The organism is Peribacillus sp. 05N428 (genome assembly GCF_056397085.1).
Genome location: NZ_JBFTMS010000066.1, coordinates 1 through 15,813 on the forward strand (window position 1 = coordinate 1; position 15,813 = coordinate 15,813).

Annotated in this window: 18 protein-coding genes; 12 read left to right on the forward strand and 6 right to left on the reverse strand. The window is 39.5% G+C overall.

What is annotated here, in order from left to right:
• The 3 genes from AC1DIV_RS28235 to AC1DIV_RS28245 form a co-directional block, all read left to right on the forward strand.
• Nucleotides 1-113: IS3 family transposase (locus AC1DIV_RS28235; protein ID WP_477576509.1), on the forward strand; the 113-nt coding region annotated here is incomplete at its 5' end.
• Between the two features lie 347 nt (nucleotides 114-460).
• Nucleotides 461-1,570, forward strand: coding sequence for a D-alanyl-D-alanine carboxypeptidase family protein (locus tag AC1DIV_RS28240; RefSeq protein WP_063594610.1), 1,110 nt, complete (start codon nucleotides 461-463; stop codon nucleotides 1,568-1,570).
• Nucleotides 1,571-1,793: 223 nt separating this feature from the next.
• A complete protein-coding gene (locus AC1DIV_RS28245; RefSeq protein WP_477577865.1) occupies nucleotides 1,794-2,306 on the forward strand; it encodes a DUF3189 family protein in 513 nt (170 codons plus the stop codon).
• Between the two features lie 207 nt (nucleotides 2,307-2,513).
• Here the strand turns inward: AC1DIV_RS28245 and AC1DIV_RS28250 are convergent, their stop codons facing one another.
• Nucleotides 2,514-2,693, reverse strand: a complete 180-nt coding sequence (locus AC1DIV_RS28250) for a small acid-soluble spore protein H (RefSeq protein ID WP_054399815.1) — start codon at nucleotides 2,691-2,693, stop codon at nucleotides 2,514-2,516.
• Between the two features lie 228 nt (nucleotides 2,694-2,921).
• On the opposite strand from AC1DIV_RS28250, the gene AC1DIV_RS28255 reads away from it, so the two are divergent.
• The 4 genes from AC1DIV_RS28255 (at nucleotide 2,922) to AC1DIV_RS28270 (ending at nucleotide 5,393) form a co-directional block, all read left to right on the forward strand.
• The gene (locus AC1DIV_RS28255; RefSeq protein ID WP_477577866.1) at nucleotides 2,922-3,374 is read left to right on the forward strand and encodes a GNAT family N-acetyltransferase; all 453 of its coding nucleotides are present in this window, start codon (nucleotides 2,922-2,924) and stop codon (nucleotides 3,372-3,374) included.
• Nucleotides 3,375-3,477: 103 nt separating this feature from the next.
• On the forward strand, nucleotides 3,478-4,350 hold the full coding sequence (locus AC1DIV_RS28260; RefSeq protein WP_323598164.1) for an AraC family transcriptional regulator: 873 nt from the start codon (nucleotides 3,478-3,480) through the stop codon (nucleotides 4,348-4,350).
• A gap of 140 nt (nucleotides 4,351-4,490) precedes the next feature.
• On the forward strand, nucleotides 4,491-4,946 hold the full coding sequence (locus AC1DIV_RS28265) for an SRPBCC family protein (RefSeq protein WP_477577867.1): 456 nt from the start codon (nucleotides 4,491-4,493) through the stop codon (nucleotides 4,944-4,946).
• 111 nt (nucleotides 4,947-5,057) lie between these two features.
• The gene (locus AC1DIV_RS28270) at nucleotides 5,058-5,393 is read left to right on the forward strand and encodes a ribonuclease E inhibitor RraB (RefSeq protein WP_340877399.1); all 336 of its coding nucleotides are present in this window, start codon (nucleotides 5,058-5,060) and stop codon (nucleotides 5,391-5,393) included.
• 398 nt (nucleotides 5,394-5,791) lie between these two features.
• Here AC1DIV_RS28270 and AC1DIV_RS28275 read toward each other — a convergent pair whose 3' ends face one another.
• The gene (locus AC1DIV_RS28275) at nucleotides 5,792-6,595 is read right to left on the reverse strand and encodes a hypothetical protein (RefSeq protein WP_340877397.1); all 804 of its coding nucleotides are present in this window, start codon (nucleotides 6,593-6,595) and stop codon (nucleotides 5,792-5,794) included.
• A gap of 148 nt (nucleotides 6,596-6,743) precedes the next feature.
• A complete protein-coding gene (locus tag AC1DIV_RS28280) occupies nucleotides 6,744-7,541 on the reverse strand; it encodes a hypothetical protein (RefSeq protein WP_340877395.1) in 798 nt (265 codons plus the stop codon).
• Nucleotides 7,542-8,302: 761 nt separating this feature from the next.
• Here AC1DIV_RS28280 and AC1DIV_RS28285 point away from each other — a divergent pair.
• Nucleotides 8,303-8,491 (forward strand): DUF4083 domain-containing protein, encoded by a 189-nt coding sequence (locus tag AC1DIV_RS28285; RefSeq protein ID WP_477577868.1) that lies wholly within the window; start codon nucleotides 8,303-8,305, stop codon nucleotides 8,489-8,491.
• Between the two features lie 16 nt (nucleotides 8,492-8,507).
• Here AC1DIV_RS28285 and AC1DIV_RS28290 read toward each other — a convergent pair whose 3' ends face one another.
• Complete coding sequence (locus AC1DIV_RS28290; protein ID WP_477577869.1) at nucleotides 8,508-9,050, reverse strand: hypothetical protein; 543 nt, start codon at nucleotides 9,048-9,050, stop codon at nucleotides 8,508-8,510.
• A 282-nt stretch (nucleotides 9,051-9,332) separates the two neighbouring features.
• Between AC1DIV_RS28290 and AC1DIV_RS28295 the strand changes: the two genes are divergently transcribed.
• Nucleotides 9,333-9,515: a YjcZ family sporulation protein gene (locus AC1DIV_RS28295; RefSeq protein ID WP_264639326.1), complete on the forward strand. Its 183-nt coding sequence runs from the start codon at nucleotides 9,333-9,335 to the stop codon at nucleotides 9,513-9,515.
• 71 nt (nucleotides 9,516-9,586) lie between these two features.
• Here the strand turns inward: AC1DIV_RS28295 and mleCBF are convergent, their stop codons facing one another.
• Both mleCBF and AC1DIV_RS28305 read right to left on the reverse strand, forming a co-directional pair.
• Nucleotides 9,587-10,426 carry a CBF family alpha/beta fold macrolide esterase gene (gene mleCBF, locus AC1DIV_RS28300; RefSeq protein ID WP_340877390.1) on the reverse strand — a complete coding sequence of 280 codons (840 nt, stop codon included), beginning with the start codon at nucleotides 10,424-10,426 and terminating at the stop codon, nucleotides 9,587-9,589.
• 292 nt (nucleotides 10,427-10,718) lie between these two features.
• On the reverse strand, nucleotides 10,719-11,495 hold the full coding sequence (locus AC1DIV_RS28305) for a 3-hydroxybutyrate dehydrogenase (protein WP_340877389.1): 777 nt from the start codon (nucleotides 11,493-11,495) through the stop codon (nucleotides 10,719-10,721).
• A 255-nt stretch (nucleotides 11,496-11,750) separates the two neighbouring features.
• Between AC1DIV_RS28305 and AC1DIV_RS28310 the strand changes: the two genes are divergently transcribed.
• The 3 genes from AC1DIV_RS28310 to AC1DIV_RS28320 all read left to right on the forward strand — a co-directional run bounded on the left by AC1DIV_RS28310 (nucleotide 11,751) and on the right by AC1DIV_RS28320 (nucleotide 15,605).
• Nucleotides 11,751-12,698 (forward strand): 3-hydroxyacyl-CoA dehydrogenase family protein, encoded by a 948-nt coding sequence (locus tag AC1DIV_RS28310; RefSeq protein WP_340877387.1) that lies wholly within the window; start codon nucleotides 11,751-11,753, stop codon nucleotides 12,696-12,698.
• A complete protein-coding gene (locus tag AC1DIV_RS28315; protein WP_340877386.1) occupies nucleotides 12,695-13,870 on the forward strand; it encodes an acetyl-CoA C-acetyltransferase in 1,176 nt (391 codons plus the stop codon). Before AC1DIV_RS28310 ends, AC1DIV_RS28315 begins: the two co-directional genes overlap by 4 nt.
• Nucleotides 13,871-13,934: 64 nt before the next feature.
• A complete protein-coding gene (locus tag AC1DIV_RS28320) occupies nucleotides 13,935-15,605 on the forward strand; it encodes a sigma-54 interaction domain-containing protein (RefSeq protein ID WP_340877385.1) in 1,671 nt (556 codons plus the stop codon).
• Nucleotides 15,606-15,813 lie beyond the last annotated feature (208 nt).

Consider the following 15,813-nt stretch of genomic DNA (forward strand, 5'->3'; position numbering starts at 1 on the left):
TTGAAAAGGAATTAGATGATTATATTCATTACTATAACCACAAACGAATGAAGGTAAAATTAAAAGACCTGAGTCCGATAGAATACCGAACTCAGGTCTTAGAAGCTGCTTAAATTATATGTCTAACTTTATTGGGTCAGATCAACTCGCTTTTTTTTGAGTTTATCTACAGCCAGATCCCTTCCGTTTGAAGGGTTTTTTTCTTGAAAATTAATTGCCAGATATTTAGTGATCTACAAAAAATTTCATTTAATGAGGATTAAATGGAGTCTCCACTAAAAGGGTTACAACCCTTTTAAAGTTATTTTAGGAAAGAAAATGAAGGTGATTACCCGAAATGTTTCCAAAATTATTAAGGGGTAATTACTTTTGTATTTCACTTTCAATAAAACAACTTTAAACATTCAGATTTATTTTATTATGACTATATAAGATTTAACTATCATCAAAGGAGCGGCATATGAAAAAGTTTTTCATCATCTTCATTTTGGCTTTAATCCCTTTCGCCTCTACGAAGGTAAGTGCAGAATCTGACTTACCTCTCAATAGTGAAGCCGGGATCATTATTGACGCGAAAAGTGGAAAAGTATTATACGGAAAAAACATGGATAAACGTATGTATCCAGCCAGTCTAACGAAAGTGGCCACGGCGATATATGCTATAGAACACGGGGATAAGAACGAACTAGTGACTGTTAGCAAGAAAGCGGCGAAAGCAGACGGGTCTTCGGTATTTATTGAACCTGGGGAAGAAATAGAGCTTTCCGAATTAATTGCAGGCATGCTGATCAACTCCGGAAATGATGCAGCCATCGCAATTGCCGAGCATATGTCTGGCAGTGAAGAATTGTTCATGGAAGATTTGAATGAGTTTTTAAGAAAAGAAGTAAACATCACCGATACTCATTTTACGAACCCCCATGGATTGTTTGACAAAGACCATTTAACTACAGCCAGTGACCTTGCGAAAATTACCCAATATGCAATGAAAAATGAAACGTTCCGTGAGTATTTTGGGAAGAAGGAGTTACCATGGGAAGTGGAAACATGGGACACAACTCTAATTACCCATCATAAAATGTTAAAAGGCGAACTCCCCTATAAGGGAATAACCGGCGGGAAAACCGGTTTCGTAAGTCAATCCGGCTACACCCTGATTTCTACTGCCACTAGAGGAGAACAGGAATTGATTGCTGTCACTCTAAAAGCTCCTTCAGACAAAGTTGCCTACTCTGATACCAAGCTTTTATTCAACTATGGCTTTGAAAACTTTAAATCAGGCAAAATTGATAAAAAAAGCAAACTCTATTCAGCGGACTACTCTAATTCCTACACGCTGAATGAAGACTTATACTATACTCATTTAATCAGTGATCAACCTAATCTTAAAACGAGTAATGATGGAATTCTCTCAATTATGAACCAAGAAGGGGAAGCAATAAAATCCTTTGACCTTAACACGGTAGCCGATGTTAGGAATACAGTATTGCCTGCCCCGATTAAACAAGAAACAATCAATGATAACCTAATAAAATTTTCTGTCCCATCTCTAGGATTGGGAGGCTTTTAGAACCTGTTACTATACATACCCAGCTTATAAATAATAAAAACAATAAAAGAGTTCCCTTATCATCCACGACTGCTAGGGGTACTCTTTTATTATTAGGTCTTGAACATCCAGGACAGGAAACAAGATCATGAATTCGGTATAATTCCCTGCCTACAATAGCCAACTGAATTGGAAATGGAGTATATGACCATAATAGTATTAAAAAACTATTAGGGATGATTTCATGATATATATCTATAATGATTATGGGGGTACACATACAACGTCTTTGGCTGCCGCCTATCATTTAAAACAATTACCTCAATCGGAAAGAAAACTAACTTCGGAAGAAATATTAAATGTAAAATATTTTAATAAATTAACGAAAAAGGAATTTGGAAAGCTGATTTTTCGCGGGGTCGATGAAGATGGCAATTCCGTTTATACAATGGGACATAAAAGAGAGAAACTCGTTGTTCCAGCATTAAAAGAATTGACTGTACTACTGGAAGAGAAATTTCACTTTAACGAAAAAATAGTATTCTCCAATACATCCCCTACTGTCCCTATTGCCATGTCTATAGGGGGCTATTTATCAAGAGCATTAAAAATTGATTTCATAGGTGTGCCATTATTAATTATAGGCACCAAACAATGCTGTGATAATATTTTTCGCTTGGTTGAAAACACGAAACAAATAGGAAAAGCAGCTAATGGGGAAAAAGTGATTATAATAGAAAATGAAAAATATAAGTAATATTATTAAAAATTTACTTAGCCCATCAAAAATCGTTTTTGAAAGCAACAGGCTGTCAACTGTATAGGGATACAAGTCAACAATTGATGTTGGCTTTTTTTTGTTACGCTTCTGGATGGATACATGCTATACAAGAGGTGGTGCTTGCACTTAATCGAACAATAAACCACCACCCGAAAGTGGAGGTTTATTAACGAATCGAGGAAATTACTGTTCTTGCAGGCTGGTTACTGAAACACTTTGTTTTTTATTTGGATCATCAAGGGGATGGATTGTAGCTGTTCCATTTTGTTCATCCACGTGCTCAATGTAGATACTTTCCTCATTGTAGGTTACAGTAACCATATTTGGTGAAGAAGCAATTTCTTCTGCTCGTTGTGCGTTCATAATAGCCACCTCCTTTGAATTTGCAACATGTTTAATATTTGTTCCGAATTACTTAGATATACTAGTTGTAATTAAAATTCTTCCAAGAATCCCTTATACCTTACTTAACATACTGGTGCGTGAGTTATATGTATGGCAGTTTTTAATTATTTCGATAACGCAGGATAGTTCAAGATAAAATCAGTTGATATAATTACAGAAAATTAAGAAAGTATAGGGGGATGTAAAATGAATAGGAAAGGATTTTCGATTTCTACAAATAAAAAGTATTTAGATGTAGATGTAATACATGATTTTTTGAATCAAGAAGCTTACTGGTCAAAGGGAATACCAAAGGAAACAGTAATAAAGTCAATTGAAAATACGACCTTATGTTTTGGGGTTTATAAGGGGGAAATAGGAAATGAAGGTTGTGATCAAGTTGGGTTTGCAAGGGTAATAACCGATTTAGCAACCCATGCGTATCTTTGCGATGTGTTTATATTACCTGACTATCGTAAATTAGGATTATCAAAATGGTTAATGGACGTTATCACCGACCATTCCGAACTAAAAGAGGTTCGCAGGTTTATGTTAGCAACGAATGATGCACATTCATTATATGAAAAATACGGTTTTAATCAGATTGATAAACCAGAGCTATTTATGCAAAAAGTCGGTAAAACCCCATTTCAACAATAAGTACTTTTGACACAAAGGGATTAGACCCTGCATAATCGTGCACAGAAAGTCGGATGTTTCATTTCAACACCTGCTATTCTGTTGATATAAGGGAGGTCATTGAATGGATTCGCTCAAAAATATGAATGGTGCCATTAAATTCATTGAAGAAAATCTTACGAACGAAATTGACTTTAAAGAAGTTGCAAGGCTCGCTTATTGCTCGGAATATCATTTTAAAAGGATGTTTTCCTTCCTTGCCGGTATTTCACTATCCGAGTATATCCGCCGAAGACGACTTACACTTGCAGCGTTTGAGCTTAAAAATAGCAACATGAAGGTCATTGATATTGCGATAAAGTACGGGTACAGTTCACCAGACTCGTTTGCAAGGGCATTTCAGCATTTGCATGGCATCACGCCATCAGAAGCGAGAAGTAATGGCCATTCACTTAAAGCCTATCCACCGATGTCCTTCCAATTATCCATTAAAGGAGGCAGTGAAATGAACTATCGAATTGAAGAAAAAGAGGCATTTCACATAATTGGAATTAAAAAAAGGGTTCCAATCATTTTTAACGGGGTCAATCCAGAGATTGCATCTATGTGGAAAAGTTTAGACGAGAAAACGATAAATGAACTTAAAAACCTATCGAATGTCGAGCCATTAGGGCTGCTTAGTGCATCCGCGAACTTTTCCGAAGGCCGGTTGGAGGAAAAAGGGGAGCTTGATCATTATATCGGCGCAGCAACAACGAGGGAATGTCCAGATAACTTAACTCAGCTGAAAGTTGATGCATCTACATGGGCGGTATTTGAAGCAGTCGGCCCCTTTCCTGAAACACTGCAAAATGTTTGGGGACGCATTTATTCCGAATGGTTTCCATCCTCTAACTATGAACAAAGAGAAGGGCCGGAAATCCTTTGGAACGAAAATAAAGACATAACCTCACCAACATTTAGAAGTGAAATATGGATCCCGGTTATGAAAAAGTAAGTTTAGCAGGCGAAGAATTTATCGGAAAAGCTGTCTTATGGCAGCTTTTTCTTATGGAGCAAGGGAATGAGAGCTAGGTATAATTTGCTTTAACGAGCTATAATGATGGATAGAAAGTGCTTATATAAGGAGATTGAAAAATGCCTGTTATAGAGTATCAACAATTTATTAAATCCCCAGTTGAATTATGTTTTGACCTAGCGAGGAGTGTAGATATCCATACCAAAACGACAGCGAACACAAAGGAAATGGCTGTTGATGGTGTGACAGAAGGGCTATTAGAGGAGGGAGATACTGTTACTTGGGAAGCCATTCACTTTGGTATTAAACAAAGGCTGAAAGCCATAGTGACACTAATGGAAAAACCAAATAAGTTTGTAGATATTATGGTGAAGGGTGCCTTCCATTCCTTCGTACACACACATCAGTTTATAGAAGAACCAGGCGGAACTATAATGATGGATACATTTCAATATAAGTCACCGTTCGGTCCAATTGGAGTATTAGCTGATAAGTTGTTTTTAGAAAAGTATATGAGAGCATTTATCGTTTCTCGTGCAAAGGCACTGAAAAAGATTGCCGAGAATATGCAATAACCTTGTTTAATGCCTTACTCTAAATATCATGGGTTGCTGCGGCAGCCTTTTTATGTCCCCTAGTACCAAGAAGAACTAATTCACTGATTAAGAAGGAAGGAGATATAGATAATGAAATTATTCCCTAAAAAATTCCCTAACGATGAAGATGGGCAAGTGTTAAAAATGCTATATAAACAAGGTGTTGATTTTAATGAGCCACAAGATGTAGAATTTTTTATTGCGGTTCCAGACAAACAGAGTGGTGAAGCTGTATTAAAATCATTCAAAGATGACGGGCTTATTTGTGAATTAGAACAAGATGATGAAACAGAAGAGTGGACTTGTTATTGTTTAATGAAAATGTTTTTAAATTACGAAGAAATTATTGATATACAAAAACGACTTGATGGACTAAGTATACCTTATGGTGGGCAAACAGATGGATGGGGAGTAATGATTGATTAATAGCTGTACTTGTTAAAAAACTATCAGTTCATATAGAACTAATGGGTGCTTAGCTGAAGTTCGGAGCTGTCTTTATAACCGGCACCCTAAAGATTAGCGAATGGCTCGGCTCAGCGGTACAACCGTGTTAGGCCCGCGGATACAACCGACCGTTAATTATAATTACGGATCAAATCGTTTGCAGCGATCAGATCTTTTCTTTTGTTTTTATAAGAATAACACAAGCAGAACAAATGTTCCAGTGTAAATGTGTAAAATTATTACTTTTTTTGAATATCACTCTCTCTTGAAGACGAAAGGTCAGGATTAGACTGACGTTGGGTATGTATTGTTTCAGAAAAAGTGATAAAAGAAGAATCGTTGAATTAGAGAGGTCAGGGGGAACAGAATGAGTACGCTCATCTTTTGGGAACAAAAAAAAGTACTTTGATAATTAGGGTATCAAAGTACTTTTCATTTAACAAACTACCTATTCCATGACATATGACATCCAAAGTCAACATGGCATTTATTCTGCTTACAACAATGATCGTAATGCTCATTATCGCAGCGTTTTTTCTTCTTACAATCGTAATGCTCATTATCGCAGCGTTTTTTCTTCTTACAATCGTAATGCTCATTATCGCAGCGTTTTTTCTTCTTACAATCATAATGCTCATTATCGCAGCGTTTTTTCTTCTTACAATCATAATGCTCATTATCGCAGCGTTTTTTCTTCTTACAATCGTAATGCTCATTATCGCAGCGTTTTTTCTTCTTACAATCGCAATGCTCATTATCGCAGCGTTTTTTCTTCTTACAATCGCAATGCTCATTATCGCAGCGTTTTTTCTTCTTGCAACAATCATGATGTTCATTATCGCAGTGTTTTTTCTTCTTACAGCAATCGTGATGTTCATTATCGCAGCGTTTTTTCTTCTTACAGCAATCGTGATGTTCATTATCGCAGTGTTTTTTCTTCTTGCAGCAATCGTGATGTTCATTATCGCAGTGTTTTTTCTTCTTGCAGTAATCGTGATGCTCATTAATGCAGCATTTTTCCTGCTTCCAACAATGATCGTGATGCTCATTGTCGCAGCATTTCTCCTGCTTCCAACAATAATCGTGATGCTCATTGTCGCAGCATTTTTCCTGCTTCCGACAATGATCGTGATGCTCATTATCACAGCATTTTTTCTTCCAACAATGATCGTGGTGCTCATTATCGTAGTGTTTCTTCTTACAACAATCCTCGTGATAATACATAGAAATTCACTCCTTTCTATCTTTTAAAATATAAATAAAGGCAAAGCCTTCTCGATTTAGAGAGGGCTTTGCTAGTCAAGATTAAAAACTACTCAACACCGTTATTTACGGAGCAGGAAGAGTATTAGTTGTTGGAGTAGTTGTAGTTTCACAACGACGTTCATTTACGTCGCAAATACCACCGTGTTTATCTACAATAACTGGTCGAGTCACTGTAATTGTAGTACGTAGTACAATCTTGACTAAAATGGCATTGGTAGTAACAAGTCCCGTTGTGCCGATGACTGGAACGCCTGGTTGAGCAAAGATCCCTTCTATTGTTAATGGGGGTTCTATTACTGTATCCTCAGGGCAAGCACCTGGAAAATCTGTATGCTCTTGGAATGGTAAACTCGTTGATAGTACGGCTGTTGCACGAGTGGTTGCTCCTGGTGCCAAAAATGTTACCGTAATCGTTACAGGAATAAGCCCGATGTTAACGACTTTGTCCCTTATGATTGTCGTGTTACGTGTAACACCAGCTAGGTTCGGTACTACAGATACGGAAACAATAGTGGAACCAGCTGGAATTGCTGGAGTAAACGCAGTAAAAGGAAATGTTGCTTCTGCAACCTTTTGTACCGCTTTTGAGCCTACAACGGAATTGACTAGGACACAGTCGCTGTTTAATGGTGCAGCAAGTTGGCGAGCCGGAGCTTTAAAATTGCAATCGCAAACAGAATCGTCGTGAGACTTACAAACCTTACATGGTTTTTTAAATTTTGAATGACGATCAAATTTTGAATGAGAATCAAATCTTGAATCATCACCGAATCTTGAATCACTCCCAAAACCCCAGTCGCTGTCGGAACATGCAGAACCCCAGTTGCTGTGCATTGGATTACTTTTACCGAAATTTCCCATGAAATCTCAATCCTTTCTTGTAACTATTTTTTTTCGAAAATGAAATGGAGTGTAGTATCGAACCGTACTAACCACTGCCAAAGTTATTTTCGAGTAGTTACAAAATATAGTATTAATAAAATAAGGCAATTGCTTGGACAGGTTACTTATTTTTCCGGACAAACTGCAAATATTCATAGGTTTATAATTTAGCATTAGCGGTTATATCGAACGCGGTAAAGAAATGGACGAATATAAAGGGAAGCAAGAAGCTAAACATTGAAAAGTGATGCCAGCGAAAATACAGATAAACCCAAAAAGGACTTCTTTGCTCGATTTTACAAAAAGTGAACAAAGAAGTCCTAGGCTCTTTTTAAGGCCTCTGAAATTTCGTTTTTAAATTTATGAGGTTTATAGAGGGGGAATTATTACTTTTATATATTGTTATTTCTTTTGAAGACTAAAGTGCCAGGGGAGCGAGACAGCCGAGGTATTATCGGACTGTGCACTTATGCTATAATTATCCAAAAAAGGAGAAATCCATATGACGGCGTTAATTATATCAATATATATAACTATTACACTTGTATCGCTTTCTTTCGCTGGGCCTTATTCGCCATTGGTTGGACTTGCAGTCGGTATCCCTATACATATCCTAATAGTACTTACACAAATATATAAAGAAATAAAAGTGATATCTAAAAAACTATAGTAATAGTTTTTGTCGACTCTATGTCCTGACCAGTAGATATAAGTTATAGTTAATCCGAAAAAGGAAAGGAGTGGGTTCTTTGGATTTCAATATCGGTGATTTAGTATATCAACTTATTATGTTTATTTTGTTGCTTGGTATGATTTTTGCCGTTTACTTTTTTGTTCGTTCTCTTCTTGCAAGGTCAAACAAATCCAATAGCATAGAACAAAAACTTGATAGAGTAATTGAGCTGCTTGAAAAGGATAAAAGAGAGTAATTTCCTTTTATCCTTTTCATTTTTTTGTTTCCTGGTTAGGTCCATAAGAAGTCGAATATAACTTAGTGATTTCATCTAGTGCAAAAAAGATTATGGAGCATATAACCGCAAAGATAAAGAAACCTCCCGGGTCAATAAAGTATGTAGCCAATCCGAAACCAATATGTATGAATCCAGATAACCAGAAACGTATATTGGAAAACTTCATTGAGATGAATTCAGAAATTAGTGATACTGGTAAACCATAAAAGAAATTTCCAATCAAACTATAAAAAAGCACAACCATAATGATCAGGAAATCTCCATCCAATTTAAAGGATGTTTCTTCAAAAAACGAGACTAGAAATAAACCAATTGTAAAGGTCACTGATGAGTAGAAGGCCACTTTAATTTTTCTGAATTTGTCTTTAAACAGAGATTTCCTAATGACAGGAAATATGAAAGCAATCGTTATAAAAGCGAGTAACGTTTTAATTATTATTGGAGTAGTTGAAACAAGTATGATTGTAAACAGAACAGCCATGGAAAAAACAAGAATATAAGAATTTCCTTTTATCATGAATACCTCGGACCTTTTTACCTTCATTGTACAATAAGCTTGAATTAGTGGGAATTGGATGTCGCAAACAATCATTAATTTCAATGAGTAAATAAGGTGTCAGGCGGAGCTGTATGAAATCTCCAAACAGTAAAAATAGGCGCTGATAAACTGTTAATTTTAGGTCGTGCGGGTGGTTGAAAAAAGTTTCTGGTGATTTTTGTGTCATTATCCTATTTAGAACATAAGTTGAATTAACCCATTTAATTTTTTCCTCCTAAAACAAATAAGGAGATGTTTCTATTGTCAAATTGTGGTCATGATTCAAATTGCGGTTGCGGTAACGATGTTGGTGGATTTGGTGGCGGTTTCGCTTTTATAGTCGTATTGTTTATCCTCTTAATCATCGTTGGAGCTGCTTGTTTCGGCGGCGATAGAGGTAACGATTGCTGTTATCCCGTTCAAGGATATGGCGGTTTCTGCTAACAAATGAACAAAGAAAAGCCGACCTTTATTGGTCGGCTTCCTTTATGCTGATTTATTGGCTTATTCCTTTATTATGAAGTAAGCTTTATGACTGAACCGATAATATTATCCCAGTCTTCACTATGAATTTCATGCCCTGATCCATCAAGTGTCACTAATTCAGCTTGAGGGATGGCTTTCGCAAGAGCAAGTCCGTGCTCGTATGGCAAGGCTGGATCTTCTGTGCCGTGAATGATGAGGACAGGTACGGAAATCTCACCCATTCGATCGAAATATTCGTCTCCTCCAGCAAGCATGGCATGATTGAATCTGCTCGGTATCTGCTTGGCACGGTCTGCCTCTCTTTTTGCCAGTTTATACATTCTTTCCTGCTCATAAGGTTTGGTACCGGCTAAAGTTTTCCATCCATCCGCAAGATAAGCGATGACCGTCTCCCGATTTGACCAATCAATGGAAGCACTTTTTGCATGATGATCCAATATGCTCTGATCCATTGGAGGCAGTTTTTCCATTACAGTCCCGAACACGCTTGATGCAATTAGCGTAAGCGTATTTACGCGTTCCGGATATCTTAAAGCAAGAATCTGTCCGATCATACCGCCTAGGGACATCCCAACGATAGAAGCACGTTCTATGGAATAAGCGTCCAGGACACCCGCGGCATCGTCAGCCAAATCCGTTATTGTATAGTTGGAGGTACCGGGTTCATAAACGGTAGACCGTCCCAGATCCCGATGGTCGTAGCGAATCACAAATCTCCCCGAATCGGCAAGGCGGAGACAGAAATCATCATCCCACCAATCTAATGAAGACATCGCTCCCATGATCAAAAGCACGGCAGGGTCCTTAGGGTTTCCAAAACTTTCAGTACATATATCGACTTTATTAATTTTCAGTATCTGTTCACTCATGTTTTTTACCTCCGTATTAAATATTATCCAATAGCCGTTACCATGGCGCAGATCAATATATACTTTCCGGAGCATGATGATTGGCCTGCGCTTTTCATTATCGCAGTCTAACCCACTTAATAATCATGACGCGGCCTCCTTTTAATAGTTGTGAAATGGGAGGTTTCCCTCTATTACTTTAACATGGGGGATATCTTTCTGCCACCAAATTTTCCCATATTCCCCATACAGAAAACCCCGAATACAGAGCACCTTTTTTGGTGCCATTTATTCGGGGTTTTTAACATGCATTTTATTGAGCGGTATATCCGCCATCTAATACAACTGCCTGGCCTGTGATGCCCCGTGCTTTGTCGCTTGCGAGGAAAATGGCGTAGTCGGCAATTTCACTTACATCGAGTAAGCGGTTTTGTGGGACAAGTGGATAGATGACCTCTTCCAAAACGCTTTCTAACGGTACCTGTCTTGTTTTTGCCAGGTCCTCCAATTGACCGCGGACGAGAGGCGTATCTACGTATCCTGGGCAAAGGGCATTGACGGTTATGCCAAAAGTGGCGCTTTCCAGGGCGGCGACTTTCGTCAAGCCGATTACACCGTGTTTGGCACTATTGTATGCTGCTTTGTTGGCGAATCCAATCAGGCCGTTAATGGAAGAGATGTTGATGATTCTGCCGAAGCCTTGTTCTTTCATGATTGGCAAAACGTTCTTAATGGAAATGAATGGCGCGGTCAGCATGATTTTGATCATCAGTTCGAATTTTTCAGTTGGAAACTCTTCAATTGGTGCAACATGCTGAAGGCCGGCGTTATTGATGAAAATATCGATTCGTCCATATTTGTCTTTAGCTTGTTTGATTAGTTGGATAATATCCTCTTCACTTGTTACGTCAGCTTTTAAGCCGATAACCTCCAAGCCGTTGTTCCTTAGGTCCAGAGCAGCTTTTTCAACTGTGTCTTGATCAAGGTCGGACAAAACGACCTTTGCTCCATTTTCAGCAAATATCTTTCCGATCTCAAAGCCGATTCCTCTAGCAGATCCGGTAATTATCGCCACTTTATCTTTAACCATATTACATTCCTCCAATAAAAAATGTAATGGTCCAAGTCTGTCATTTTATGTCGTAAATAGGGAAGTATTCCATAGAGTAAACTCTTGGAAATATAAAGGGAAGGTTATAAAAATATGGTTTAGGTTAATGAGTAAGAGTCTATCATGATTTTCAAGATAAAAAAAGAATTTTATTTCCCCATATCGTTGGCATGGATATTGCATATATAAAAAGGTGAGTAAATAAAGGTAATTGAAACGGAAAGGGGAAGCTGGATGATTAAAAAAATAGCCATTATCGGTTCAGGTGTAATGGGTAGTGGGATTGCTCAGTCTTTTGCAGTTAGCGGGTATTTCGTCACCATTAACGATATAAAGGAAGAGCTGCTATACCATGCCCAAAATCGGATTTCTGAGAATCTATCATTACTCATCGAGGAAGGGGCTTTGACTGATCGGGAAAAGCAAGGTGCTCTAGCGAATATTACATACAGCGTGGACTTGGAAGGGGCAGTAAGGGATGCTGATTTTATCATTGAGGCGATTCCGGAAGTCATCGAGCTGAAATTAAATCTATATCAGCAACTGGAGGAAATAATCAAACCGGATGCAATTATTGCTTCAAATACATCGACCTTTCCGATTTCCCAATTGATGGAGAAGGCCTCGTTTGCGGAGCGAATGGTCATCACGCATTTCTTTAATCCTGGCCATTTGGTTCCATTGGTTGAAATTGTTCAGCATGACGAAACGAAGCCGGAAATCGTCAAGACAACCATGGATTTAATGCGTAAAATCGGCAAGTCTCCGATTCTCTTGAAAAAAGAAATAGCAGGATTCATTGCCAATCGTCTCCAGACTGCCTTGATGCGGGAAGCCTTTTATCTATTAAAAGAGGGCGTTGCCGATGCGGAGGATATCGATACGGCGATAACGGCTGGACCAGGTTTCCGCTGGGCATTTACCGGGCCGATCGAGATTGCCGATTTTGGCGGACTTGATACATGGCAGCGTGTTTTCGATAATGTTTCACCGGTATTGGACCAGAGTAAGGAAGCGCCTGATTTGATTCGTGATTTGGTGGCTGAGGGAAAGCTTGGGACGAAGTCGGGAGAAGGCATTTTTACGTATGAAGAATCTACCGTTTCTCAGAAAATCAATGAGAGGGACCGTAATTTTATTAAACTGGGAAAATTAAAAATGGAGAAGGAGGAAGTATTATGAGAGAAGTGGTGATTGTAGGGGCAGCAAGAACACCGGTTGGTGCGTTTGGAGGCAGTCTTGCCAATGTTTCGGCGGTTGACTTGGGAGTTGTGGCAGCTAAGGAAGCGATTAAGCGGGCAAATATTTCGGCTGACATGATCGATGAGGTATTGGTTGGGAATATTCTATCTGCTGGATTAGGGCAAAATGTGGCACGTCAGGTTGCGATTCATGCAGGGATTCCGGAAACAACGCCGGCCATGGCCATTAATAAACTTTGCGGATCTGGCCTCCGTACGGTCATAATGGGAGCACAATTCATTGCCCTCGGTGATGCTGATGTGATTCTTGCCGGGGGGATTGAAAGCATGAGCAATGCCCCGTATTTACTTCCAAATTATCGTTTTGGACAGAAAATGGGCAATGCTGAAGCGGTCGATTCAATGACTTATGACGCTTTAACGGATGTTTTTAATCAATATCATATGGGCGTGACTGCGGAGAATATCGCCGAGCAGTGGGGAATCAGCCGTGAAAAGCAGGATGAATTTGCTTTAGATAGCCAAATGAAGGCTGAAAAGGCGCAGCTTGAAGGACGATTTGCAGAGGAAATCGCATCTGTTGAATATAAACGCAGAGGAAAGACGATCTTGGTGGAACAAGATGAACACCCGCGTCATGGGCTGACGATAGACCAGCTAACGAAGCTGCGTCCTGCATTTAAGGAAAATGGAACGGTTACGGCAGGTAATGCCTCCGGAATCAATGATGGGGGTGCGATGTTAGTCCTGATGTCTAAAGAAAAAGCGGACGAGCTGGGCCTGGAAGCATTAGCGACAATCAAGTCATATGCAAACGCCGCGCTTGATCCGAAAATCATGGGATACGGTCCAGTTCCTGCGACAAGGAAAGCTTTGGCAAAAGCGGGATTGACAATAGATGATATTGAATTGATGGAAGTGAATGAAGCCTTTGCGGCACAGTCACTCGCCGTGCTTAAGGACCTTGAATTGAAGCCGGAGAAAGTGAATGTGAATGGCGGGGCGATTGCCCTGGGTCATCCGGTAGGCGCTTCCGGTGCCCGCATCTTAGTGACTTTATTGTATGAAATGAAGCGCCGGGATGCAAAAACCGGCCTTGCCACCTTATGTATCGGCGGCGGACAGGGAACTGCGCTTATTGTGGAACGGTAATGACTTGGCCTCATTTTCCTATGATATAATGGAGGAAACTTCAGACGGGTTAAGGAGAAGAGGAATGGCCAGCGATAATGAAACTATTCAATTGGAATTAGTGAAAGCGATATTGGAAGAATTGCCTTTTGGTGTTTTGGTAACGAAAAACGAAAAAGAAATCGTTCTATGCAATCGCGTATTATCCGAGGCTTTTGACGAGAATCAATTTGATCGGCAAATACATTTGATTTTAGAAAAAAACCTTGTACCAGCTGTAAATACTCCGATCCGATTGAATGAGAATAATGGGATTGTCAGAAAAGCCATCATTCAAATGGGTAATGAGGAGTATCAGATTTACCTCCTATTATTTACAAATAATAAAAGTGATTTTCTTAATATCGATAATCATGAAGAACTTCTGTTTAAGGATATTATCGAGTTTGCCTATGACGGCTTGGTGATGGTCGATACGGAAGGGTATGTCCAAATGCTGAGCCATGCTTATGCGGATTTTCTTGGGGTCGATCAGGAAAGCTCCATAGGGAAACATGTAACGGAGGTCATTGAAAACACCCGTATGCATGTGGTCGCCAAAACTGGCAAGCAAGAGGTCGCTGAATTACAAAAAATTAAAGATAATTATATAATTGCGACCCGCTCCCCGATAAGGAAACAAGGCAAGTTGATAGGGGCGGTCGGGAAGATTCTTTTTAAGAATGTCGGGCAATTCACCGCTCTTTCCAAGCGGATAAATTCACTTGAAGTTGAGCTGAAAAAGTACAAAGGCGATTTTCGCGAGAGAAATAAGGCCTCATATACGTTTGATCATTTGATGGGAAGAAGTCCCGCTTTCATGGAAGTGAAAGGTCAGGCCAAAATTGCCGCTAAAAGCGACTCGAATGTATTGATTTTGGGTGAAAGCGGAACAGGTAAGGAGCTGTTTGCCCATTCCATTCATAATGACAGCAGAAGGGCGATGGGTGTGTTTGTGAAAGTGAACTGTGCCGCCATCCCGGCGGAGCTGCTGGAGTCAGAGCTATTTGGATATGAAGAGGGATCCTTCACTGGTGCAAAAAAAGGCGGAAAAGCAGGTAAGTTCGAAGCGGCTGAAGGCGGTACGATTTTTCTGGATGAAATCGGTGAGCTGCCACTACATATGCAGGTGAAGCTGCTCCGTGTTTTACAAGAGAAAGAGATTGAGAGGGTCGGTTCGACGGGAAGTATCCCGATTGATGTACGGGTAATCGCTGCAACGAACCGTAATCTGGAGGAAATGGTCTCGAAAGGGGAGTTCCGGCTTGATATGTATTACCGATTGAAGGTCCTGCAAATCCATGTCCCTTCCTTAAGGGAGCGACCGGAGGACATTGAAATACTGGTAAGTCATCTTGTTGAAAAGTACCAGAATCTCATGAAGAAACGCGTAAGAGGGATGAGCGATCAAGCATTGCGTCTGCTTCGCCTTTATAAATGGCCGGGGAATATTCGTGAGTTGGAGAATATCATTGAACGCGCAATGAATATAGTTGAAGAAGGGGAAATGATACGTTCCAAGCATCTCCCTAAAGAAATAACGGGTCATAAAGAAGCCGTCTCGATCCGCACCTTGGCTGAAGTAATGGATGAAACCGAACGGGCTGCAATCGTTTCCTGTTTGGAAATGACTTCTGGCAATAAATCAGAAACGGCAAAGAGACTCGGAGTGAGCCGAACAACACTGTATGAAAAAATGAATAAATATGGTTTATGATTGAAGAAAGGACCCTTTTGCCAAAGGGTTCAGACTGCAGGCAAATTCGGAGGAAATCGAGTTGAACTGCCCCGTAAATGTTAGACACCAAACTAACATTTACGGGGTGTTTTTTATGGCTAATTTTTCTGCCGAACAGAAAATATTCATTGTACGACTTTACCTTGAAGGAAAGCACAGCTATATGGATCTTCAGAAAATATTTGAA

Coding starts and splice junctions, on each gene's coding strand:
- AC1DIV_RS28265 (WP_477577867.1), top strand. CDS start 4,491: ATGCCTGTTATAGAGTATCAACAATTTATTAAATCCCCAGTTGAATTA.
- AC1DIV_RS28245 (WP_477577865.1), top strand. CDS start 1,794: ATGATATATATCTATAATGATTATGGGGGTACACATACAACGTCTTTG.
- AC1DIV_RS28280 (WP_340877395.1), bottom strand. CDS start 7,541: ATGGGAAATTTCGGTAAAAGTAATCCAATGCACAGCAACTGGGGTTCT.
- AC1DIV_RS28270 (WP_340877399.1), top strand. CDS start 5,058: ATGAAATTATTCCCTAAAAAATTCCCTAACGATGAAGATGGGCAAGTG.
- mleCBF (WP_340877390.1), bottom strand. CDS start 10,426: ATGAGTGAACAGATACTGAAAATTAATAAAGTCGATATATGTACTGAA.
- AC1DIV_RS28305 (WP_340877389.1), bottom strand. CDS start 11,495: ATGGTTAAAGATAAAGTGGCGATAATTACCGGATCTGCTAGAGGAATC.
- AC1DIV_RS28240 (WP_063594610.1), top strand. CDS start 461: ATGAAAAAGTTTTTCATCATCTTCATTTTGGCTTTAATCCCTTTCGCC.
- AC1DIV_RS28255 (WP_477577866.1), top strand. CDS start 2,922: ATGAATAGGAAAGGATTTTCGATTTCTACAAATAAAAAGTATTTAGAT.
- AC1DIV_RS28260 (WP_323598164.1), top strand. CDS start 3,478: ATGGATTCGCTCAAAAATATGAATGGTGCCATTAAATTCATTGAAGAA.
- AC1DIV_RS28290 (WP_477577869.1), bottom strand. CDS start 9,050: ATGATAAAAGGAAATTCTTATATTCTTGTTTTTTCCATGGCTGTTCTG.
- AC1DIV_RS28250 (WP_054399815.1), bottom strand. CDS start 2,693: ATGAACGCACAACGAGCAGAAGAAATTGCTTCTTCACCAAATATGGTT.
- AC1DIV_RS28320 (WP_340877385.1), top strand. CDS start 13,935: ATGGCCAGCGATAATGAAACTATTCAATTGGAATTAGTGAAAGCGATA.
- AC1DIV_RS28315 (WP_340877386.1), top strand. CDS start 12,695: ATGAGAGAAGTGGTGATTGTAGGGGCAGCAAGAACACCGGTTGGTGCG.
- AC1DIV_RS28275 (WP_340877397.1), bottom strand. CDS start 6,595: ATGAGCACCACGATCATTGTTGGAAGAAAAAATGCTGTGATAATGAGC.
- AC1DIV_RS28310 (WP_340877387.1), top strand. CDS start 11,751: ATGATTAAAAAAATAGCCATTATCGGTTCAGGTGTAATGGGTAGTGGG.